This is a genomic window from Bacillus sp. RC240 (assembly GCF_044907945.1).
Classification (GTDB): Bacteria; Bacillota; Bacilli; order Bacillales; family Bacillaceae_G; genus Bacillus_A; species Bacillus_A mycoides.
Window position 1 is genome coordinate 118953 of sequence record NZ_JBIYCT010000010.1, and the last position, 24924, is coordinate 143876.

General features: G+C 34.3%; 19 protein-coding genes and 1 pseudogene. 1 reads left to right on the forward strand and 19 read right to left on the reverse strand.

Annotated features, from left to right (window positions below):
- Window positions 1–10: 10 nt before the first annotated feature.
- From ABH955_RS24350 to ABH955_RS24400, 11 genes are all read right to left on the reverse strand, one after another.
- On the reverse strand, window positions 11–682 hold the full coding sequence (locus ABH955_RS24350; RefSeq protein ID WP_113937945.1) for a response regulator transcription factor: 672 nt from the start codon (window positions 680–682) through the stop codon (window positions 11–13).
- A 212-nt stretch (window positions 683–894) separates the two neighbouring features.
- Window positions 895–1599, reverse strand: a complete 705-nt coding sequence (locus tag ABH955_RS24355) for a metallophosphoesterase family protein (protein ID WP_404457144.1) — start codon at window positions 1597–1599, stop codon at window positions 895–897.
- A 419-nt stretch (window positions 1600–2018) separates the two neighbouring features.
- Window positions 2019–3395 (reverse strand): ABC transporter substrate-binding protein, encoded by a 1377-nt coding sequence (locus ABH955_RS24360; RefSeq protein ID WP_404448655.1) that lies wholly within the window; start codon window positions 3393–3395, stop codon window positions 2019–2021.
- 27 nt (window positions 3396–3422) lie between these two features.
- Entirely contained in the window at window positions 3423–4244 is an 822-nt protein-coding gene (locus tag ABH955_RS24365) for a carbohydrate ABC transporter permease (protein ID WP_113937864.1), read from the reverse strand.
- A complete protein-coding gene (locus tag ABH955_RS24370; RefSeq protein WP_113937863.1) occupies window positions 4241–5173 on the reverse strand; it encodes a carbohydrate ABC transporter permease in 933 nt (310 codons plus the stop codon). The genes ABH955_RS24365 and ABH955_RS24370 overlap by 4 nt, the downstream gene beginning before the upstream one ends.
- Entirely contained in the window at window positions 5173–6270 is a 1098-nt protein-coding gene (locus ABH955_RS24375; RefSeq protein WP_404457140.1) for an ABC transporter ATP-binding protein, read from the reverse strand. Before ABH955_RS24375 ends, ABH955_RS24370 begins: the two co-directional genes overlap by 1 nt.
- A complete protein-coding gene (locus tag ABH955_RS24380; protein WP_002010401.1) occupies window positions 6267–6833 on the reverse strand; it encodes a glycerol-3-phosphate responsive antiterminator in 567 nt (188 codons plus the stop codon). The genes ABH955_RS24375 and ABH955_RS24380 overlap by 4 nt, the downstream gene beginning before the upstream one ends.
- A gap of 296 nt (window positions 6834–7129) precedes the next feature.
- On the reverse strand, window positions 7130–7810 hold the full coding sequence (locus tag ABH955_RS24385) for a GNAT family N-acetyltransferase (RefSeq protein WP_404448661.1): 681 nt from the start codon (window positions 7808–7810) through the stop codon (window positions 7130–7132).
- Window positions 7811–7980: 170 nt separating this feature from the next.
- Window positions 7981–8853: an ankyrin repeat domain-containing protein gene (locus ABH955_RS24390; RefSeq protein ID WP_002029673.1), complete on the reverse strand. Its 873-nt coding sequence runs from the start codon at window positions 8851–8853 to the stop codon at window positions 7981–7983.
- Between the two features lie 289 nt (window positions 8854–9142).
- Window positions 9143–9646 (reverse strand): nitrous oxide reductase accessory protein NosL, encoded by a 504-nt coding sequence (locus ABH955_RS24395; protein ID WP_404448663.1) that lies wholly within the window; start codon window positions 9644–9646, stop codon window positions 9143–9145.
- A gap of 136 nt (window positions 9647–9782) precedes the next feature.
- Complete coding sequence (locus ABH955_RS24400) at window positions 9783–10037, reverse strand: hypothetical protein (RefSeq protein WP_060750498.1); 255 nt, start codon at window positions 10035–10037, stop codon at window positions 9783–9785.
- 254 nt (window positions 10038–10291) lie between these two features.
- Here ABH955_RS24400 and ABH955_RS24405 point away from each other — a divergent pair, with 254 nt between their 5' ends.
- Entirely contained in the window at window positions 10292–11596 is a 1305-nt protein-coding gene (locus tag ABH955_RS24405) for a CitMHS family transporter (protein ID WP_044444440.1), read from the forward strand.
- 69 nt (window positions 11597–11665) lie between these two features.
- Here ABH955_RS24405 and ABH955_RS24410 read toward each other — a convergent pair whose 3' ends face one another.
- The 8 genes and pseudogenes from ABH955_RS24410 to ABH955_RS24445 all read right to left on the reverse strand — a co-directional run bounded on the left by ABH955_RS24410 (window position 11666) and on the right by ABH955_RS24445 (window position 24821).
- Window positions 11666–12358 carry a response regulator gene (locus ABH955_RS24410; protein WP_016101865.1) on the reverse strand — a complete coding sequence of 231 codons (693 nt, stop codon included), beginning with the start codon at window positions 12356–12358 and terminating at the stop codon, window positions 11666–11668.
- Complete coding sequence (locus ABH955_RS24415) at window positions 12358–13968, reverse strand: ATP-binding protein (protein ID WP_404457137.1); 1611 nt, start codon at window positions 13966–13968, stop codon at window positions 12358–12360. The genes ABH955_RS24410 and ABH955_RS24415 overlap by 1 nt, the downstream gene beginning before the upstream one ends.
- 308 nt (window positions 13969–14276) lie before the next feature.
- Window positions 14277–15224 carry a methyl-accepting chemotaxis protein gene (locus ABH955_RS24420; RefSeq protein WP_373695849.1) on the reverse strand — a complete coding sequence of 316 codons (948 nt, stop codon included), beginning with the start codon at window positions 15222–15224 and terminating at the stop codon, window positions 14277–14279.
- Window positions 15216–16403: pseudogene (locus ABH955_RS24425) on the reverse strand (HAMP domain-containing protein); the annotation flags it as partial. The gene ABH955_RS24420 and the pseudogene ABH955_RS24425, both read right to left, overlap by 9 nt.
- 112 nt (window positions 16404–16515) lie before the next feature.
- On the reverse strand, window positions 16516–18090 hold the full coding sequence (locus tag ABH955_RS24430; protein ID WP_088038384.1) for a flotillin lipid rafts scaffold protein FloT: 1575 nt from the start codon (window positions 18088–18090) through the stop codon (window positions 16516–16518).
- Between the two features lie 12 nt (window positions 18091–18102).
- Window positions 18103–18651, reverse strand: coding sequence for an NfeD family protein (locus tag ABH955_RS24435; protein ID WP_016121430.1), 549 nt, complete (start codon window positions 18649–18651; stop codon window positions 18103–18105).
- A 246-nt stretch (window positions 18652–18897) separates the two neighbouring features.
- Window positions 18898–21795, reverse strand: coding sequence for a collagenase ColA (colA, locus tag ABH955_RS24440; RefSeq protein WP_404491761.1), 2898 nt, complete (start codon window positions 21793–21795; stop codon window positions 18898–18900).
- A gap of 302 nt (window positions 21796–22097) precedes the next feature.
- On the reverse strand, window positions 22098–24821 hold the full coding sequence (locus tag ABH955_RS24445; RefSeq protein WP_404491762.1) for a leucine-rich repeat domain-containing protein: 2724 nt from the start codon (window positions 24819–24821) through the stop codon (window positions 22098–22100).
- Window positions 24822–24924 lie beyond the last annotated feature (103 nt).

Sequence of the window (24924 nt, forward strand, 5' to 3'; positions counted from 1 at the left end):
CTTCCCTTTTTCATTGTTCTTTTAATATATATCCAATACCACGAACAGTTTGAATATCTTTCTGATAACCGAATGGTTCTAATTTTTTACGTAAATGATGAACATACACTTCTACTATGGCTACTGTTGTATCCGAATCAAATCCCCAAACACGATCGAAAATTTGTTCACGCATTAAAATCTTCCCGCTATTTTGAATGAGGTACTCTAGTAGCTCGTATTGTTTTAATGTCAGCTTAATACCTTGTCCATCTACTTGAATGTCTTTATCTTTTCCGAACAATTCAATTCCTTTATAGCGAATGGTCTGCTGTGTTGTTAAACTACCACTTCTGCGTAGTAATGCACGAATTCTCGCTTTTAATTCAGGGGCCTGAAACGGTTTAACAATATAATCATCTCCACCAAAGTCCAACCCTTTCACTCGATCTTCTAAAGAATCCCTCGCTGTCAAAAACAGGACTGGTGTTTCAATCTTTTCATCACGTATTTTTTGAATCACTTCAAAACCGTCCATTTCTGGCATCATCACATCAAGCAAAATGGCATCATATATATTCTGTAAAGCTAGAAATAATCCATCTTCTCCATTCAATGCTGTATCTACTTCAAATTCATCGCGTAAAATTTGTACGATAGACTCTAATAACGAGGCATTATCTTCTACTACAAGTAAGCGCATATTCTCACCTTCCACAATCTATTTCAACTCTCTTTATTATTGCATCTCTTCTCTTCATAACGAAATAATGTAATCATATTATGTAATTTCATTTTCAACTATTTCCTTCTAAAGTTTTGCTCGATATAAAATTTTGAACCTTTATTATAAAGGCTCTTTCTTAAATTTTGCTTAATAAAAAATTGAAAGAAATAAGATTCCTCTTATCTCTTTCAATTTTTTACTACATATACCTTTTTACTTGGCAACTCCAAACAATTTAACTGACCACCATACACAGCCCCGCCATCAATTCCAATAATACGATTACTACCAAAATACACTCCGCAATTCTCACTACCATGAAGCGTTTTTGTTTCCGTATGGCCAAATACAACAACCTTTTCGCCGCTATATCCATTATGAAATTCATTACGGATCCACATTAATGTATATGGTTCAGATTCAGAAACTCGGTTCATCGGCTCAACACCAGCATGTACAAAGATATACTCTTCTGTTTCAATGTAATGATCTAATTCTTGAATAAACGTTACATGTTCCTCTAATATATGAGATTGTAAAATCGGTTTTTGGAAGTTTTCCTCATTAACCGCAATGTCTTCTTCTACAAATCCATAGCTATATAACGTTTTATCTCCACCATTCCTTTTTACCCAATGGTTCCATGAACGTTCCTCATCAGTCGTTAACGCCTTGATCATCATATCTTCATGATTGCCCTTTAGAACGAGGGCTCCCTCTTCTGTTAACTCTTTTACCTTTTCAATTACTGCACGCGCATTTGGACCACGATCTACATAATCCCCTAATAAAATCAATTGATCCTGTCTTGCATCGTATTGAGCTTCTTCCAATAACTGTTCGAACTTTTCTATTTCTCCATGAATATCACTAATAACAAGTATTCTCTTCATTTCTTCTCCTTCTTTCTAAACCATTCTCTTTCTAATTATAGATTAAAATGAAGGAAATTTCTGAATACTAATCCGAAATAGTATTTATTACAAATAAAACTATTATCCTTACAACACTGTAAGTCTCTTGTCATCCAATTCGATAGTTGCAATCACTATATTTCTTTATACTAAAAGTAAGAAATGAAACAAAAAACAAGGAGAGATGAGATATGAAAAAAGTGATGGAAGTTGTAGTAGCAGTGGCAGAGGTTTTCGTAAATGGTAAACAAGTTGCAATGGAGTTAAACAAATAATGAAAAGGACAATATTCTTTCTAGACCCTTTACTCATATAAAATAGATAAGAATTCATCATTTCTTTGATCCCTTATCTCCTTATAAAGAAAGCCGTATCCCTCATAAGGATACGGCTTTCTCTTATTTTTGATTCGTACGAGCTGAAATACTAATTGCTCTATCTGTTGTTTTTGCAGCTTCATCTAACGCTTCTTTACTATTTTTCCCGTCATACATTGCTTCTAATGCTTTTACGACTGCATCTCTTGATTCTGGGAATACACTAATTAATGCACCTTGAGTTGCTGGAGATTGCTTCGTTGCTTGTAATTGCTCTACCGTTACTTTTAACTGCGGATACTTTTCATACTGCTCTTTTACTAACGGCTCATTATATGCATCTGGATTAATTGAGAAATATCCTGTTGCAGTATGCCATTTTGCTTGTACATCTGGCTTCGTTAAATATTTCATAAAGTCCCAAGCACCTTGCTGCGTTTCTTCTGAAACCATATTCGTCATCCATAATGATGCACCGCCAATAACAACACCATTTTGTTTCGAATCTTCTGGATACGGAATATACGAAACGCCTACATTAAACTTAGATGCATCAATTAAATCACGAACACCAGCTGAAGAATCTAAATACATAGCAACTTGTCCAGACTGAAACGCAGCACGAATATCATCCCAACTTGCTCCATACTTTCCAAGTGCACCAGCTTTATTTAGTTCATCTAACATTCCAAATACTTTCTGTCCTTCTTTACCGTTAAATACCGCTTTCTTTGCAGCATCTTTACGGCCGTTTTCGTTGTCTACATATAAAGCACCTTGTGTCGCTAACAATTCTTCAAAGAACCAACCATAATTCAGCATTGAAAATCCATACTGTTTTACATTTCCACCTTCTTTAATCGTTAACTTTTTCGCCGCTTCTTTTAATTCTGCATATGTTTTCGGAGCTTTCTCTGGATCTAATCCAGCCTTTGCGAAAGCATCTTTATTATAAATTAATACTGGTGTAGATGAATTAAACGGCATAGAATACATTTTTTCATCAACTGAATAATAGTTCGTAATTGCTTTTTCTAATTTTGATGTATCGTACTTATCTTTTTTAATCCAGCTATCGATAGGCGTAATCTTTTTGCTATCAATCATATACTTCGTTGTAATTTCACTCGATTGAACAAGAGCTGGCGCTTCTTTCGTTGCAGACATCGTTTTAAATTTCGTTAAAGACTCTTCGTATGTTCCTTGGAACTCTGCCTTTATCTCGTATTTATTCTGCGACTTATTATAGTCTGCAACAAGCCCATCTAGTACACCTTGTGTTTTTCCACCCATTGCATGCCAGAAACGGATTACAGTTTTATCACCATTCTTTTCAACAGGAGCTACTTTTGCCTGTGCTTCAGGTTTCCCCTCTGTTTTACTATTTGAACAAGCTGCGCCGGTTAATGCCATTGTGGCTGCCATTAAAAGAGCAGCACTTTTTTTCAATAAACTCATCTCAATCCCACCTTTTCCTATGTATGCTTATTTAATTGCACCTTTTGTTAATCCTTTTTGTAATTGCTTTTGCCCTAAAAATAATAAAATCAATGTTGGAATGACGATAACCGTAACACCGGCCATTACACTGCCCCAATCAGTTGCAACTTCTTGAGATTGAAGCTGCTTTACACCAATTTGAACCGTTCTTACTTTTTCATCAGTGGTTACTAAAAGCGGCCACAAATACATATTCCACGTTGTTAAAAAGCTATATACTCCAAGAGTAATAAAACTCGTTTTACAATACGGCATTACTACGCTGAATAAAAACCTTACATTTCCAATACCTTCAATAAAAGCAGCTTCTTTCAGTTCATTCGGAAGCGTCATAAAATGTTGACGTAGTAAGAAAATACCGAAAGCTGTTGCAAAAAACGGCACCGTCATCCCAGCAAAACTATTAATCCATCCGAAGTTTTGAATCGTTAAAAAGTTCGGTACCATCGTTGCTTCCCACGGAATAAGCATTGTTGAAATAAACAAGAAGAAAATTAAGTTTCTACCTTTAAACTGAAGAAAAACAAAAGCATAAGCTGCTAAACTGGATACGATAAGTTGTCCAAGCATAACAACTGTCGATACAATTAAACTGTTATATAAGTATGTAAAAAGAGGTACTTTTTGAAAAATATTAATGAAATTATCAAAAGTAAATTGAGTTGGAAATAACCTTCTCATTTGAATATCGTCTGGTGTCATAAAGCTTATTAAAAACGCATACAGTACAGGAAAAAACACCATTACTGCACTAATAATGAGCAGCATGTATAATAGGAAATTTTGTTTCCACTGTTTAACGATCATTTATAATGCACCTTTCTCTCAGCAAACTTAAATTGAAGTAATGTAGCAATGAAAATGAAAATAAATAATACCATAGCTTGTGCACTTGCTGTTCCAAATTGATGATTCACAAATGCCTCTTTATAAATTGAATACACAATTAAATTCGTTGCATCATTCGGTCCACCGTGCGTTAAAATATCAATTTGTCCAAAGCTTTGGAACGCACTAATTAACGTTACTGTCACGATAAAGAATAAAGTTGGTGATAGCATCGGTAATGTGACGCGGCGAAGCTTATATAAATAACTAGCACCATCTATAGATGCACTCTCATATAAAGACGTATCAATATTTTGTAAACCACCTAATATAACTAAAAATGCAAATCCTGTATTCACCCAAACCGTTGTAACCGATACAGAAAACAGTGCCCATTCTGGACTCGTTAACCATGCGATTGCAGGAAGATTCATAGAGGCTAATATATTATTAAATAACCCTACACTTGGATGAAATAAAAATAGCCAAATCACTGCACTAGCAGCTACTGATATTCCCATCGTTGAAGAAAACAGTACTCGGAATAACCCGATCCCTCTTACTTTTTCATTTGCAATTAATGCAAGAAATAAGGCGAATACAATGCTAGTAGGCACTGTATATAAAACAAATAATAAAGTTGACTTTATACTTTTGTAGAAAGCAGGATCCGAAAATAAATATTGATAATTTTCTAAGCCAACGAAAAGATTAGCTTCTCCGTGTATATCTGTTAAATAAAAGCTATAGTAGATCGTCCTAAACAATGGATAGAAAAGAAAAATTGAAAATAACAAAATAGATGGCGCCAAAAACAATAATCCAATTCTTAAATCTTTCGTTCTGCCCCATAAACTCTTCTTTTTTGACACTGTTGTTTGAACTGGTAACTTACCTACTTCAATCATTATTTCGCCACCACTTTCAACTCTTCTTCAGCTACCACTTTTAATCTTTCATTCGTATTTTGGTGAAAGAAGCATAGTTTTTCTTGCGAGAATAATAATTTTACTTTGTCACCTTTGTTCAGGAGTAACTGTCCGATGACTTTCGCACTCCAAGTTGTTCCGTTTATCGCAAAGTTTAATATAGATTCATTCCCTAATACTTCTACAGATTGCAGCGTAACTTCTTGTCCTTCCTCAGACAATGCAATATGCTCAGGACGCATGCCGATTCGAATTATTCCTTCTGGTAATTGCTTTAACTGTCCAATAGATAATGGAATTTGCAATTGCCCTATATGTAATATGCCTTTTTCTTTATCCACTTCCCCATCATTTATATTCATAGAAGGAGAACCTATAAAACTTGCAACAAATTCGTTTGCTGGTTCGTTATATATATCAAGCGGTGTTCCAACTTGTTGTATAGTTCCTTTATTTAAAACCATAATACGATCTCCCATAGTCATTGCTTCTATTTGATCGTGAGTAACGTAAATCATCGTAATTCCTAATCGTTGCTGAATTTCTCTAATTTCAATCCTCATCTGTGCACGTAATTTCGCATCTAAATTCGAAAGTGGTTCATCCATTAAACAAATCGGTGCTTGACTGACGATGGCCCTAGCAAGTGCAACACGCTGTCTTTGCCCACCTGATAGTTGCCCAGGCTTCATTTTGACATATTCCTTCAACCCTACCATCTCAACAGCTTCCATCAATCGTTTTTGTCGTTCTTCTTTCTGTACTTTTCTTACCTTAAGTCCAAATAAAATATTTTCTTCTACAGATAAATGTGGGTATAACGCATAATTTTGAAATACCATTGATAGATTACGGTCTTTCGGCTCTAAATCATTTGCAACATGTTCATTAATAATTAAATCTCCCGAAGAAATTTCTTCTAAACCAGCCAGCATTCGTAATAATGTACTTTTTCCACATCCCGAAGGTCCAACTAAAACAAAAAATTCTCCTCTTTTAATATGAACTGATACGTCTTTAACTGCTGTCTCTTCCGCATTTTTATATACCTTTGAAACATTTTTCAATTCAATCACAAGGTTGCACTCCTTTTTTCTTCTTGTATCCACACTTCATAATGACTCGTTGAAATTGCACTTGCTCCTGCACGAATTGCGATTTCTGCATCCTCTCGCGTTTGAATCAGCCCACCTGCAATAATAGGGAATTTTATTTCCTCCGCTAGCTGTTTAATAATAGAAGGCATAATGCCAGGCATAATCTCTACTGCATTCGGTTTAGTCGTTTTACAATTTTCAATTGATTTTGTAAGAGATAAAGTATCAACAATAAAAATGCGTTGAATCGTTTTCAATCCAATTTTATTGGCATTTCGAATTGTCGATCCCTTTGTCGAAATAATACCTTGTGCTCCGATAACATCTTGAATATATAAAAGTGCTTCCTCTGTGTTCGTATTTAAGCCTTGTATAAAATCACAATGAAGAAATACATCGTGTCCATGTTTCTGTAGTTCATATACACGCTCTGGTAACTCCAGCATTGAACCAGTCATAAGAAAAACTGTTTTCGGTAATTTTTTGTATGTTTTGTACCCTTTCCAATCCTTTATCATCGCAATATAAGGTTCTTTAAACATTTATTCCACCTAGCTTTTCTATTTTTATCCAAACTAAAAACACCTACTTACATAGAACACCTTTCTCCTTATTTGAACTCTAGGGAATAGAGCACACTTAAGAAAGCGGCACGTTATATGTAAGCGGGTGTTCTCAAATGTTCTCTACCCTAGTTATTTTGTTACCTTTACTATATTACGCATTTATTAAGTCAGTTTTGATAAATTGTTAATTAGATGTTAATATTCACCATATTACTTTTACAATAATCTAGATATACGAATAAACTCCAACAGCAAACAACTGTGTTTAAAATTTAAGTGATATGCAAATTCATTCCATAATTAATCAATTCTAGTTTTCTTGCCACTGCTTGCGAAGCAAAGTTATCCCAAGAAGTACTATAAAGCGGAATGCGCTTTTCCTCTTGTATTGATAGTGCCCAGGCTGTAACGACATCAGCACCATATCCATTCCCTTGAAACTCCACTAAAGTTTCCACACTTGCCTCAGCAGCTACGGGCGTACTTCTGGCACTGCAACATATAGAAACTACCTTTTCATTTTTTACAATTGCAAAATAAGGTTGCCTCCATTCCATCTGTTCTATTAGATTAGAAAAATTTTCTCGCAAAAGCTCTTTATTCTTCTCTGTTATTTGTATTGTTCTAGTTGGCTTATGTAAATTATTAGGGAACATGAAAGCAGGACCCACCCAAATATTCTCCACCGTTCTCTCTTCATTTAATACTTTAATGATCTTTGCTATCTCAATGTGATTTGAGCATTCTCGAATTAATTTCTCAATCTTACTTATCATTTCACCATGCAGTTTATAATGATACCTCGTTATATTCCCTTCACGAGTTCTGCTAAGAAAAAAACGTGGTGCTTTCAGATTTCCATTTTCATTTACACACTTTATTCTTCCTACTTGATTATGAACAAATAAAACTTCTGCCTGAATTGCTATTAACTCAAGTTCTGAAAATCGCATTTATACCCTCCTTAATTACTATTTGTAGCCTTCTCGATATAGCATCCATCCATTTTTTCAAAACAAAAATCCCATTTAAATACACATTACTGAATCCATCATACTAAAATGACTTCTTCATTCTGTCTATCTAAATGGGATTATTTCGTGCTTTTTATTTCTTCAGCTTGTTATTCCGCCAGTTGTGGTTGCGGCTGTACTACTTCATTCGCTCCAGCTATCCTCAACATATTCGCAATATCTTTAAAACCTCTTTTTTCAGCATATTGCAGCGGCGTAATATTTTCCTTATTGGCCATATTTACATCTGCCCCGTGGTCAATAAGCATTTGAATTACTTTCTTATGACTTTCACTACCATTTCCTAATACAATTGCTTCTAATAAAGCTGTTCCACCACGTTCATTCTTATAATTCACATCAATATCTGTATGCTCTAATAATTCTTTAACAACCTCTACATGGCCACGCTCAGATGCAGAAATAAGTGCTGTTCCACCTGACTTAGTCGTTTCCTTCGTATTAACTCCTGCATTAATTAATACTTTTACAATATCCGTATATCCTTCTCTACTTGCATAAAGAAATGGATTGCTTTGTTTTTCGTCTTGAATTTCAATATCAGCACCCGCATCAATTAATGCTTTAACTGTCTCTACATGATTTTGATACGTCGCTGCAAGGACAGGCGTTTCTCCGTTGTCACCTTCTACATTGATATTCGCTCCATCTTGGATCAGCTTCATAGCTGTTTCTGTGTCTCCAAGCGTCGCAGAAAGTAGCAACTGTTTGTCCATTAAATTTATACTTTTTTCTTCTTTAGATTCTTCCTGTTCTTTATGCTTCTCTTTTTTCTTTTCGTTTTTCACATGAACCGGTTTTGATTCTGGCTCTTCTTGCTTATCGCAAGCCACTACCGTCATTAAAAGTCCTAATAACATACATAATAAAATTTTTTGTTTTCTCACAACTACAGCTCCTATGAAAGATAATGTTTTCTTAACCATTCCTCCATCACATACAATAACTCTTCTTGAGTACATTTATCCATAAGCCCTTTAGATTCCTTCTTTAATCGGATTATCTTAAACTTATACTATGTTTCTCAACCTATTGGAATGATACGCCTGATGGCCTCATCATTAACATTATGAAGCAATTAGTTTAGCACGTTTTTACCGCATTTGTATACATTTCTAAAAAGTACATAAATGATTGCTTTAGGTTACTATATTCCATTGTAACCGTTCTTCTAAAATTTTTACACCTTTTCTATATTTGCACCTGAGTAATAATAGAAAAAGACAACTATATAGTTGTCTTTTTCTATTATTAATGATGCCCACCGTGATTCCCTTTTTTCGATTTTCCCATCATCTCTTTATTCATTTCCCATTTATGCTCTGATAACTCTTTATACGAAAGAACTTTCCCCTTATAGTTAGATACAAAACTCTCTGCATCTTTTTTATTTTTAAATGAAATGACATTATAAGCCATCGGTGTCGTTATTGTTTTATCATATACGTAAGTAGCATCTTCCAACGAAACCCAATCTTTCGAATCATAATCTCGAACAAATTTTTCTTTCGTCTTTTCACCTGAATTGATCTCCATCCATTTATACATGCAACCAATATCATCAAACTTTAATGCTTTTCCATTTTCTAAAATAATTTCGGTTGCGAATTGATTATCGATTACCCCAATTTGGCAAATGTCACACTTATCATTTTTCTCATTAATCGCAACAGCTGTTAGTTCTTTTTTCCCACATCCTACTATCGTAAATATGAAACATAAACATATAGCAAGTACGACATATTTTACTTTCATCAATATTCCTCCCTAGAAACCGTATACTCCACGAAAAGAATACCAAAAGGTTGTGTGAGATTTGTGAAAAAACAATGTTCTTTTTGTAATATATGGAACAAAAAAGAGATGTGCAGTTACTTCTACACATCTCTCATCATTCACAACCAGTAATTAACAAATCATCTTCTAACTTAACTAATAATGTATCCGTATCAATTTCCTGTCCAACTTCTACATTTACTAATCTTATATTTCCACTGATCCCTACCCCGATTTTCTCAAGCTCACCATCGTACTTTCGAATCATCATTAATTTTTCCCATTCATATACGTAAGAGGATTCATTAATAAAAATCTCCTCTACTTTGCCTTTACATGAACTATAAATTTCTTCTATTCTTGTTTCCATTCAAAATCTACTCCCTACTTCACGCTTCGCTATTTCCATCTTATTCTATCATTCTTGCATACAGGCATTTATCTTTTTAAAAATTCAAAATTACCCTGTGAACAAAATGATCAAAATAAAGATTATGCTTCTAATGATGTTATTTTTCAAATTATTTACCATTCCAATTGAACCTTTTATTATAAACAAAAAACCTTTTATCTGAATTTTTATTTTATTTTGAAAGCGTAATCATTTTTTGAGGGGGAGATTATATGGTAGCATTACTCGGATTTACAATGGTATTTGTCTTTATGTTTTTGATTATGACGAAACGTATGTCTGCACTAGTAGCATTAATATTAGTTCCAATTATTTTCGCATTAATTGGTGGCTTTTATGCCAATATGGGCCCGATGATGTTAGAAGGAATTCAAAAGCTAGCACCTACTGGTATTATGCTTATGTTCGCCATTTTATATTTCGGAATTATGATTGATAGCGGTTTATTTGATCCTGTTATTAGTAAAATTTTAAAATTTGTAAAAGGTGATCCTTTAAAAATTGTTGTTGGTACAGCTATTCTTACTATTATCGTTTCATTAGATGGGGACGGAACAACAACATATATGATTACAGTTTCCGCAATGTATCCACTATATAAACGTCTTGGAATGAATCCACTTATATTAGCTGGGGTTGTTATGTTAGGAGCAGGTGTTACAAATCTTACACCTTGGGGTGGACCAACTGCTCGGGTTATGAGTGCTCTTGGACTTGATGCATCAGAGCTCTTCACACCACTTATACCAGGAATGATTGCTGGTGCAATTTGGGTAGTTTTCGTTGCCTATTATCTTGGAAAAAAAGAAAGAAAGCGTTTAGGAATTATGGATGTACAATATTTAAAACAAATGCAAACAATGGATGAGCAAGCTGCGACAGTTGAAGCTGCCGTGCATAAACGCCCTAAACTTCTATGGATTAACTTTTTATTGACCGCTACATTACTTGTCTGTCTCATACTAGAAGTTATGCCGCTACCTGTTCTATTTACAGTCGCTTTTGCTATTGCTGTTATGATTAACTATCCTAACTTAGAACAGCAAAAAGAGCGTATTGCGTCTCACGCTGGAAACGTATTAGCGGTTGTTTCTCTCGTCTTTGCTGCTGGAATTTTCACAGGTATTCTATCTGGAACAAAAATGGTAGATGCAATGGCTCAAAGTGTCGTTACTCTTATACCAGATGCACTTGGCCCCCAGCTTCCAATTATTACAGCTTTACTAAGTATGCCGTTCACATTTTTCATGTCTAATGATGCCTTTTACTTCGGTGTATTACCTATTTTAACGAAAGCTGCTGCCGCTTACGGAATTAGTGCAGCAGAAATGGGACGTGCTTCGTTACTCGGTCAACCTGTTCACTTACTGAGTCCCCTCGTTGCTTCCACTTATTTATTAGTCGGAATGGCCAAGGTTGATTTTGGTGAACACCAACGATTCACTTTACTTTGGGCTGTTGGAACGACAATGGTTATGTTGATTACTGGAATTGTAATTGGAATTATTCCAATATAAGATGAAACTAGAAAAAACAGTAGAGGAAATGTAATAATCCTCTACTGTTTTTATTGTTGTAAAAATCCCCTATGAAGAAACGCGGAAATACCTTCTTTCTGGCCTTCCCACACTTCCATATATAAGCTCCGCATGCACTTTCTTTCCAGAGATCAAATACTCTAAATAGCGCCTAGCAGTTGATCGGCTTACACCTACCATTGAACTTAGTATCTCTGCAGTAATTCCCTCTTCATTAATAGTTAGCATATGCTTTTTTATTTTTGCTAACGTTAAAGGATCGATTCCTTTTGGCGCATATTCTATTGGATTTGCCTGCACCCCTCTTTGGGACCATAGATGTTCAATCTGTTCTGAAGATAATTGAGCATTTTTCTTTAACTTCGTAATCTTCTTTTGATAACCTTCTAAACTTGTTTTAAACCGATCAAATGTAAGTGGCTTTACGATATAATCTGTTACCCCGCCTCGTAAAGCATGCCACACTACATCCGTCTCTGATGCGGCTGTAATCATAATAATATCTGTATCATGCAAATTATGCCTAATATATGTGACGAGTTCTGTCCCTTGCATGTCAGGTAAATATACATCTAGTAAAACGAGTTGTGGCTTTACAAACTCTAGCCATTCTTTCGCCTGTTCCCCAGTCGTTGCTGTTCCAATTACTTTAAACCCCTCAATTTTTTCAGTAAAACGACGATGAATTTCCGCAATCCGAATATCATCTTCTACAATCAATACTTCAATCCCCTCATTCATTACAATTCGCCTCTCTCTTTCGGTAATGCAATGATAAATAAAGCACCACCTAAATCCCCTTTTTCAATCGCAATACTTCCATTTAAATCTTCCACTAACTCTTTCACTTTCGCTAATCCATATCCACGTTTTTCGCCCGCCTTCGTCGAAAAACCTTTATAGAATATGCTTGTAATTATTTCATCATGAACACCTTGTCCTGAATCTTCCACTTCAATTAATATTTCTTCGCCAATGTCTGTTACAAACATTCTTACTTTCTTATTATGCTCGTGATTTCTTTCAATTGTTTCAAATGCATTCGTAATCAAATTCCCTAAAATAGAAACAACGTAATTACTCTCAATATGCGGACTTAACTCTTCTAAACCACTTTCCCGATCTAACATAAAATCAATCTTCAACTCTCGCGCCCTATTATAAAATCCAATTAAAATCCCACCTAACCATGGATTTTGAATTCGTTTCATAATAAATTGAACGAACTCTTGATATACTGCCGTTTCCTTATGAATAAGCTCTAAAGCATCTTCATAAGACTCTAATTGAATAAGACCTGAAAGCGTATACAATAAATTGTTATATTCGTGTGTTTGCGCCCGTAATGCCTCTGTATATTGCCGTGTTTGAGATAATTCCGCTGTTAATTGATCCATCTCAGATTTCAAGCGCAAGCTGGATACTACACCAGTTACTTTATGATTAACTTTAATAGGTAGACGATTAGCAATAACATCCTGCCCCTTTATATTTAATTGGCGATCAAATTGTTCTTCTCCGGTTTGAAGTACATCCAGTATCGATGAATTAGGAATAACATCTAAAATAAATTTCCCTATTATATTTTGTTGTTTATCTAAAGAAAGGATATCGTATGCCGCTTGATTTACTAAACTAACCATACCATTTTTATCGATTACTACAATTCCTTCACGTACAGATTGAATAACTGTACTATGCTCCTCGTATAAAGATGAAATTTCTTCTGGCTCCATTCCAAACATCATCCGCTTAATACTTTTAGCTAAATATACAGAGCCAATTATCCCAATTAACAGACCTGTTATTGTAATCCAAAACACACGCTTTCCATACACTTCTATCGCTCCATGAATATCATCCATGGAAAAACCAACAGATACTACACCAATAATTTCATTATCCTGATTACGAATTGGGACTTTTCCACGTAATGAAGGCCCTAATGATCCCGTTGCTTTCGAAACGTAAGATTTCCCTTCTAATAGAACCCCTTTGTTATCTCCGCCCACCATAGCTTCTCCTATTTTATCTCGCTTAGGATGTGCATAACGAATACCATCTTTATTTCCAACTACAATAAAGTCAGCATCTGTTTCGATTCGAATTTTTTCTGCAATTGGCTGAATAATAGAAGCTGGATTTTCTTTTTGAAAAGCTTCCTGGATTTCCGGTATAGCAGCAACTGTTTTCGCAACATGCAACGCTCTTTTTCCGATTTGGTCTTCTACCGTTTCAGATAATATGTAGTAAAATAAATAACTCGTTAACAGAAGCACAGCAAGAATAAGTGTACTAATAGTTAATGTAATTCTCGGTTGTAGTTTCAATTTCTTCAATTTCAAAATCATTCCCCTAACATGGCTAAAGATAGAATTTAAAGAAAATACAGTCTTTTTAATTATCACCTTTTATCATAACACGGTTACTATATATTTCTTTATCTTTATCTTCATAAAGTGAAACTTTAATCAGTGGGGGTTTTGTTCATCCCCCACTGATTATTAGCCTTCACCAATCGGGCATCTACGGGCCGCCCGACTCCCACCTAACTTCTTTGCTCCAGCCGAATTATGAGGTGGGAGTTTTACTGCCCACAAATAGCGGGATAAAAAAAGAAACGAAGTAAAATTACTACCTCGTTTCTTAATGCTTGTTATTACACTTTAAATTTACCAATCATCTCTTGTAATTCTTCAGCCATTCGCGATAAGTGAACTGCTGCTGAATTTATTTCTTCTACTGAAGCTACTTGTTCTTCAGAGGAGCCAGCAATATTTTGAACGCTTGCTGCATTTTCTTCAATCGTTGCTGCAATTTCATTAATAGATGCACTTACTTGTTTTGTATCTATCGTCATTCGCTTCGCTACATCTACCATACTATCAATTTGTACAACTGTATCATTTGTAGATTTCAATATTTCTACAAAGCTTTGCTTCGCCTCATTTGCAACTACAAGCCCTGATTGTACCTCTGTCCCAACTTGATTCATAGAACTTACAGTTTCTTTTATATCAAATTGTATCTCTTTCACTAACTTTCCAATTTCCGTAGAAGACTGTCCCGATTGTTCCGCTAGTTTACGTACTTCATCTGCTACAATTGCAAAACCTCTTCCTTGCTCTCCAGCTCTTGCAGCCTCAATTGCAGCATTTAATGCTAATAAGTTTGTCTGCTGTGCAATATGTTGAATCACTTCTAGAATAGCTCCAATTTGCTTCGACTTATCATCTAATAAAGAAATGACTTCGTCTGACTGTGACACAGACTCATGAATTAATTGCATTTGATTCACAGTTTGTTCAACTAACTTTCCACCATCTTCAGCTTTTTGCTTCGTATACATAGATGCTGTGGACACTAATGAAGAGCTATCCGCAACACGCTGAATTCCTTCTGTAACTTCTTCTAACAAAGTCGCTCCTTCTTCAACTTCCCGCGTTTGTATTTCTGCCCCACTCGATACTTGTTCCATCGCCCTTGTAATTTGTTCCGTCGCTTCACTTGCTTGCTTCATACTAGCTGTTAATTCTTCCGAAGAAGCTGCTACATGACCAGCTGAAGTATTAATATTTGAAATTACATCATGTAATGATGCCGCCATCTCATTAAAGCTTTCACCTAACTGACCAATTTCATCTCTTGAACGAACAGTAATTGACTCCGTTAAGTCACCTTCGCTAATTTTCCTCGCTGATATAACAAGTTGTTTTAACGGTTTAATAATAGATGCGATTATGAAGTAAATTACAATCCCACCAATTATTAATGAGATACCAATAACAGTTAATGTTTTATAGAAAATAGGTTCAGCCGCTTCAATTATTTCTTTTGAAGGCATAATTCCTGCTATTTTCCATCCGGTTTGCTTATTTGTTTTAAAAGTGATATTGCGATCCTCGCCATCTAATGAAAATTGAAAATCACCTGTTTCTTGTTTATACAGTTCCTTTTCAAGTTTCTCTTCTACCTTTTCCCCTGGCTTCAGCATTGGATGTGCTACTACATTTTTATCCTGATCAAAAATTGCAACATACCCTTCTTTACCGATATTAACCATTTTCGAAGTATTTACAATATCATTTATAATTAAATCAATACCGAGAACACCACTTTTATCCTCATTTTGTTTTGCTATTGTAACAACAATATTTCCTGTCGTTTTTGATTTATATGGAGCCGTAATAATTACTTCTCCACTTTTTTTCACTGCCTCTTTATACCAATCTCTTTCTGCCGGATTATACCCTTCTGGCATTTGAATTGCCGGTGATTGAATAAATTGCCCATTACTAGATCCAGTATATATTGCTTCCATTTCTGGATGTAATTTATTATATTCTTCTAATTTATTTTGCACGTTTTGAAGCTGATCTGCTTGATAACTCGCTCCAGTGAATAATTTTGTAAAATATGCTGCGTCTACTTTCTTACTATCTAACTCTTTATTAATTACATTATTTAAAACCTTCACGTTATCTTTTGCTGATTGCAAAATTGTCTCATTAAAATTTTTCTTCGCCTGCTGATAAGACGTCCAACCAATTACAATACTTGGAAGAATTAAAATAATAATAAATGATACAAGTAATTTTATTTTTAAGCTTCTACTCCTTAATTTTCCTTGGAACATATTCCTACCCCTCCATACCGTTTTAAATGCAATCATTTTACATTTAATCTCTTTATACAAATCATACGATTTAAATGCATTGATGAGACCCTCTTTCTTTTTTCCCTCATCTTTCTCTACATTTAAAGTATTGTTACATACCTTTTTCATTCTATAGAATTTAAATAATTAAAACAATATATAAAAATGTATATTATTCTAAATATTACATTTCACGAAAGAACCTCTAGTATCCCATTTACTAGAGGTTCTTTCCACCTTACTATTTTTTATCTTTTTCTATTTCTTTTTTCCCATCTTCTACTACAGATACAACAGGTTTATCGTTTGATATTTGCTGCACGGCACCTTTTCCAGCGAATCCTTCTAGTAATTCTTTTAAATCAATACCAGAAGAAGCTTTTAGTGTTTCCTGCATTGTTGCCATTAAATCAGTCGCATACCCTGCAACTTTTCCGGCACCGCTATTCTTTCCACCACCGCCTGTATCAACGACTGTAATTTTATCAATGTTGCTAAGCGGACTCGCAATTTCTTTCGCATAACTTGGAAGCATTTTAAGAACCATATCCATAATCGCGGCTTGCCCATATAATTCAAATGCTTCTGCAATTTTTTGTTTCGCTTCTGCTTCTGCTAAACCTTTTAACCTAATAACATCTGCTTCCGCTGTACCTTGCGCCTTTTGTACTTCTGCCTTTGCCTGACCTTGTGCTTTTTCAATTTCTGCTTTTGCTAAACCTTCTACACGAACTTCTTCTGCACGTGCTCTTGCTTCTGCTTCAATTTTATATTGATCCGCATCTGCTTTTTTCATTTGTTTTACTTTTTCCGCTTCAGCTGATTGTTCAACAGCATAGCGATCTGCATCTGCCTTTTTCTTTACTTCTGCATCGTATTGCTTTTCACGACGCGCAATCTCTTTTTCTTCTAACTCAATTTGCTTTTCACGCTCAATGATTTTAACTCGCATTTGCTCTTCTGTAACACCTTGTTGTGCTTTCGCTTGTTGTAATTCGTAAGAAAGATCTGCATCTGCACGAGCTTGTTCTTGGTCCCTCTTATAAGATTGTACTTTTAATTCCTTATGTTTTTCAGCTTCAGCGATTTGTGCATCACGTTGATATTCTGCTTCTTTTGCTTCTTTCTCAGCACGAGCTTTTTCAATTCGTGCCTCTTTTTCACGCTCTGCATTCGCAACTGTTGCATCACGCTTAACCATTGCAATTTGCGGCTGACCAAGTGCATCTAAGTAACCGTTTTTATCCATTATTTCTTTAATTGTAAAGGAAACGATGCGAAGTCCCATCTTCTTCAAATCAGTAGAAGCCACTTCATGCACCTTTTGTGCGAATTGCTCTCTATTACTATAAGCATCTTCTACTGTCATAGAAGATAAAATAGCACGTAGATGCCCTTCTAAAACTTCTTTTGCTTCTACTTTTAACTCTTCCGTTTCTTTTCCTAAATATTGTTCAGCTGCTGTAGAAACTTCTTCAATTGTCGATCCTACTTTAATAATAGAAACACCGTTTACTGTAATCGGTACACCTTGTTTCGTATAGGTATCACGTGTTCCAACTTCTAATTTGTAGTTTAATAAGCTAAGAAGTTCTGCCCGTTGCATAATTGGAACAACGAAAGTACCACCACCGCGGATAATCTTAATCTTCTTTCCATCATCAGTGGTAACGACATTCTTTCCACCACCAAGCCAGTTCCCTGTTACAATTAATGCTTCGTCCGGGCCAACTGTACGATACTTCGTAATAAATACTAAAATGAGTAAAAGTAAAATTGCGAGTAAAACTCCACCGATAATTAATGGAATCGTCATATAAATTCCCCCTTATAATTTTGGTTTCTTTAAAGAATAAGCGATGTTTTGTACAAGTAAAACACCATCTTGAACTCCTTCAATAATGACCTCGGTTCCTTGTGAAATATCTTTTTTTCCAATTGTTTTCGCTGGTATTGCATTACTTCCAAATTGGGATGAGATTAATACTTCTCCAAATCCTTCTGTAGGAATTGTCGTAATGACTTCCCCCTTGCAACCAATGAATTCATCCATACGTTGCACAGTATTTTGTTCCGCTTCTGCAATTGGTTTTAAAATTAGTATTTTCATTATGAAAACACCGATAAAAGATATAGCAAATGAGGACCCGAAAATAACGAGACTATTATAAGAATATAAATATTCTCCTATATAACTAAGTCCACATAACATGGCGAAAAAACTAAGTAGCAACGTTACAACGGATACAGATCCTCCACCAAAGCTAAATATTGATTCAAATATATCTCCAAAGAAGATATAAATGACAGTAAGTATAGTTGCAATTATAAATCCGTATAAATAAATTGTTTCAAGTGGATAACCAAACAAGACCATTTCTTATCCCCCTTTCTTAAACAATCCCTTTTTTGTTATGTGTATGCCCCACCTCTTTCAAAAATTATTAATCTTAATTTTCAGTTATTTAATTTTTAAAGAAAAACCTGTAAGACAGGTCTCTAAAAAAGAACAGGAGAAACCTATTGTGACAGGCTCCTCCTAGTAAATAACCGATATATTGTATATCTATATAATATACTGTTTTCCACAAAAAGTAAAGTTAAACATACATTGGAAAAGCACTTATTTTACTGATAATGCGTACGTTCCATCGCCATTATCATATTTATATACATACAAGTAATACTTACCTGGTTTTGCATTAAATTTTGCTTCTATATGATTTCCATTAGCTTGACCATAAGCTGCGTAATTTTGCATATCTGATTCATGGTGAAGTACCCATGTCATCCCGATTCCATACTCATTTAAAACAGAAATATCGATATCTTTCGCTGATGCGACATTAAATGTATAAACATCGGTATGATCCCCACCGATAAGGCTACCTTTTATAGTAGTGTTTAACCCAATACGATTTGCTTCCTCTGAACGATTATTTGGTTCAGATTCTGTTAAACTCCCATCTTTAATCGTAACAGTTGTTTCATTTCTGCTCTCTTTACCTTTATCATCTTTTACTCTTAACGCTACTTTATAAGTTCCTTCTCTTTCATATGCATGTACTGGATTAACTTCTGTACTTGTACTTCCATCCCCGAAGTCCCATAAATAAGAAACGATTTTTCCATCTTCATCGTTTGACCCATCACTTTTGAATTGAATTCCTTCTTTTACAAGCCCGTTATAAGGTCCGTTTACATTAACCGTCGGAGCTTTATTTTCTCCGTCATCTTTTGCGATACCGTGGAAGACTACATCATATTCAAATTGATTAGAGCTATTCACACGGTAATTGACGAAATATGCTGTAACCGTTTTGTAGCCACTCCATTCTTTTTGCGTCAATTGTTCTAAAGCCTCATTTACTCTTTTACTCATTGCTTTCCAGTCTTCTGACTCACCTTTTGTTACACTACCTGTAAATGTGCCTTCTAATGTAAATGTATTAAAGAATTGAGATGTATGCTTTGTCATTTTTGTATCTTTCATAGACAACGTTTCACTAATTTCTTTCTTCACTTCTGTTAGTGCTTTTGGTGCATGTTCAGCTAAATAATCATCTGCTACTTCCGGCACATTGTACTTATCTTGATTATCAATTAACTGCTGCATATACTCTTGATACTCTTTATTTAACTTAGAATCTTTACTTAAAGTCTCACGATACGTATCATAATTTCCCACATCATTCGCACGAATTAAATCTTGAATTTTATCAAACGTTTCAAATTGATGAGTATATAAGTAAGACTGCAATGCGAACGAGTAGTTATAGAAATCCCAAGAACCATATTTAGCAAATAGTGTACGCTCTGCTGTATAACGACTTGCAGGATCAGATGATAATCCACTAATGATGCTCTTTCTTGGTACAACGTTATTTGTACGAGTAGATCCTGCGAAAAATTCTGCATTCCCTTCTTGGAACCAAGTTAATCTTTCATTTTGATACATATCTCCTCTTCCAAATAAACCGGGAACTTCATATCTCCCTTGAAGATAATGAGTAAACTCATGACGGAATAACTCTTCTAAACTATAAATACTTTGCTCTGGCGTACGCTCATATGTAAAGAATGCCCCTGTCTCTTCAATATAAATTCCACCGTTGTTTGTTTCATATCCATACAATTGTCTATTTAACTGGTATTCGTCTGGAGTATTATAGATTACTATCGTTAATACGTCGTCTGCATTACCTTGTTCTAAAGCTTTGTCATTTCCGATCACACGGTGATATTGCGCTTTTACTTCCTTCGCAGCCCAATATAATCTCTTGATTTTTTCTTCTGACACTTTATCCCCAGTTTTAAATACAATAGATCCATCATCGAATGTATACGTTTTTGGTAAGTATTGCTCTTTTCCTTCTTTACGTATCTTCTCTAAATCTACCGTATTCCCGCTATAATCTTTCCCATTATAGTTTGTTGTAATTTGTTCTACTGCAACAAAATACGGCTCACTTAAACGCGGGTACATATGCATTGCCTGTGTAACAACCTCTAATCCTTTATTTGGATTACTATGAAACTTACCTAAACGACTAGCAAAATAAATTCCATTATTAACGAGCCATTTATTTTCTGGCGTTACTTCATTTAGAAGAGCAATACGATTTATTTCATTAATAAACCCATCTACTTTTCCATACCACATCGTTTCATTCGCTTCTTTACGAGCCTCATTTAAGTAAGACTGTATATCATAATCAATGCCTTGCATCATATCGTATACAGCTTGTCCTTTCATACGATCGTCTACATATGCATTAAAATTATCATTATATTGTTTTAAAATATTCGATGCGTATTGCACCGTTTCAACATCACTTGATGCATTACTAATTAATTTTCCGTATGCAGATACGACTGTATCTTGCTCATTTGTTCCAAGCTTAAAGTTGGGATTTTTCGCAATAGCTTTTAACGCTGGTAAACATTTGTCCTGGAAGCTTCTTTCATTTAAGTCGCTTAATTCATTATTATAAAATGCAAGATAAAAAGCTGAACGTAACACTTCAGTAAACGTTTGAATTCCTTTTGAATCATCTTTCGTAAATGTACTACCTCTATGAGCTAATTCGTCTATAATTACTTGCATTTTTCCGTTATCTTTATAAAAGGCTTTTGCATCTTCATTAAACTGGAATAAGTCTGTAATTTGGTGCCACTTAATACTGCCTAACGTTTCAATTAATTCTTGATCATTCATTTTGTTTAAATCAGCCATTGAATAGCTTTCTTTAGCTTGCTTTACTGCCAATTTCTTCGTAATAGATGCTGGTCGCTGTGAAAAATCTCCTACTTTTAAACGTTCTTGAAATGATAATGTTTCCTCGGCTTTAGAAGCGTGTCCGATCTCATCTACTGGTTTTTCAATTCCAACTGGTTTCGAATGCAATACATTATACGGTACCTTTTCTTCTGCTGATACATTCGTTTGAATTGCTCCGAGCGATAGCGCCATTGTACTAATACTAAGCAACACTTTATTGATCTTTGATTGCTTGTTCATATTATTGCCCCCTATTTATATATTCCATTCAAGAAATTAACATATTATCTAGATGAAATGATATAAAATGCAATATTTCATATTATTTCTTCATACATTTTGAACATATAGTGAACGAAAGGGACTTACAGTTTCCGCTACAGTTGCTCCATTATTTAAGAAATCGAAACATCCTCGTATTAATATCCTTCCCCTATTCAAAAAGCCCTTATCATAAGCATATTTCAACATGAAATTGCTATAATAAGGGCTTCTCAAAAACTTATATAATCATTTTATATAATAATAAGATAAAACGTTATTTATTTCTTAAATAATCTCTTTCTAAATACAAACATACTTAATGCTGAAAGAACAAGTGCTAATCCAGAAAGTAAGGTCGGTGTGTTAGCTTGACCACCAGTTTCTGCTAAAGACTTCTGATTTTCCTCTTGCTTATTAGCATGTTGTTTATTTGAATCTTTTTCTTTCGCACTCTCTTGTCCTACCACTTTTACTGGACCAACTTGATTATTCCCTTTTGGCTCTTGATCCAATCCAGTTGCTGATTCTTTTACCTCTTCTTTTGTACCTGCAACTTCTTTCGCCGGTTCTTTCACTTCTTCTTTTGTACCTGCAACTTCTTTCGCCGGCTCTTTTACTTCTTCTTTTGTTTCTTCAATTTCTTTTACCGGCTCTTTTACTTCTTCTTTTATTTCTTCAACTTCTTTTGTTGGTTCTGTCACTTCTTCTTTTTCAACTATATTCTGGATAACTGTTCCATTAAAGCTTATACTAGTTTCATCCGAATCTAAATCAAATTTATATACCTTTTCACCTGGAGTACTCCATTTCATTACTCCGTTATTAAACGTTCCACCCTCACTTGTTAGTTTAATATTCTCAATAGTTTCTCCTTCTAAGTCATATACCGGAACTTGAATTTCTTCATTTACTTTCGCTTCATTTAAAATGATTTTTTGTCTTCCGGCATCAATTGAAAACCATTGACCTAATTGTATTAACGGCCTTACATCACGAATCTCATTTCCAGCTAATTTTAAACTGAGTAGGTCTAACATTGAACCAAGAACTGATACATCTTTAATATGATTATCCGCAAGGTTTAACCACTGTAAATTTTCCAGTGAAGATAACGGCGTTATATCTTCAATTTTATTATGAGATACATTCACGTCTTTCAATTGTTTCAAGTTTGAAATGAACTCAATATTTTTCAACCCTACTCCTTCTAAAGTGAGGTTTTCTAAGTTCGTCATGTATTCTAAACCAGTTAGATTTTTTATCTCTTTTCCTTTTTCTTTAGGTATCTCTAATGTTTTAATCTGTAATAAATCTTCTTTTGTTATAGGGGCATTTAGATTCTCTCTACCAAAATTCTTTTTATTAATATGTTGTTGTAAATTTTTATCAAGAATTACATTTTTACTTTCTGTTTGTTTTTCAACTATACTTTGTATAACCGTCCCATTAAATCTTATTTTACTTTCAGCAGGATTCGTATCTAGTTTAAATTCATATATTTTTTCTCCAGGACTATTCCATTTTATAAATCCGTTACTCAGCGTAGCCCCCTCACTTTTCAATTTAATATTTTGAAGTGGCTCTCCTTTAAAATTGTATACTGGAATTTTTATTTCTTCATCTACGCTTGCTTCATCTAAAAAGATTTTTTGTCTTTGAATATCTATTGAAGTTCGCTTACCCAATTCCTCAACAGACTTTATGTCAGAAATTTCATTCGCTCCAAGATTTATCTCATGTAAATTTGTTAAATTACTCAGTGGCGATATATCAGAGATATAATTCTCTTCTAAATTCAATACTTGTATTTTTACTAATTTAGATAATGATGATATATCTTTTATTTCACTATCAGCAATTTCTAGTTCAATAAGATTACTCATTTTACTAATAGGCTCAACATCACTAATTTTATTATTTCCTATCCATAATAGATTCACATTCTTTAACTTCTCAATACCCGAAAGATTACTAACTTGATTATTTGCTAAGTATACTTCTTCTAACGATAACACTGTAAATAATGGTGTAAGATCCTTTATATTATTACCAATTAAATCTAATATTTTAATCTTTTTCATTTGACTTAACGGTGTAAGATCTGCAATTTTGTTATCTCTTAAAAAGAGCATGTCAAGATTCTCTAGCTTAGAAACGGGTTGAATGCTTTCAATTGGATTAGAGGATAAATCTAAATATTTCAAATGTCTCAATCCCGAGATAACAGATATGTCTGTTACATTAGACTCTCTTAATGTCAACTTCTCTAAGTTTGTCATATATTCTAAACCAGCTATTTCATTTATCCCCTCACCTGAGTATATGGATAATGTTTTAATTTGTAATAAATCTTCCTTCGTTATAGGTTCATTTATATTTTTTCTCTCTAAATTATATTTATTAATATGCTGTTGTAATTTCTTATCAACTATTACATTTGCACTTTCATCTTGTTGATCCACTTTATCCTCTTTATTTTCCTTTTGTTCTTCTGGAACATTGTTTTCTAAATTTAATGCATTTACTTCAAACTGTACTTGATACTTATTGTCATAAGCCATCGTCGGAATATAAATATGCATTTGCATATTATATCTTTTTCCTAATTCTCCAACTTCAAATTGAATAACCTTCGTCCCATTTTTCTTTTTATCCTCTGATATGACTTTTACATCATGGAATACACCAGGAGTATCAATATCCTCTGTTTTCAAGTATTGGAAGAAATCACTATCACTTAACGTTGCCGTTACAATTTTCTTTCCATTCTCAATTGTTAATTTCAGATTTTTTATATAAACAGCTGCCATAGATTCTTCATTCGTTTTATCTTTATACGCTTTAATAACAGCATCATATGTACCATCTTCTAAAGCATATCCCGTTTTATTAGCCTCAATTGCTACAGCTGCTAAAGCAGGCGTTGAATACGTAGCAAATGGAAGCGATAACGCCGCAGTGATAATCATCGCATTTATATGTTTTCTTTTATTTCTTTCCAACTTTACATCTCCTCCAAAATATATAAATCAAAATGTAATCATTTCTCGAATAAACGATAATGATTTTCATTATCGTTGTCAACTAAAAAAATAAAAAGTTTAC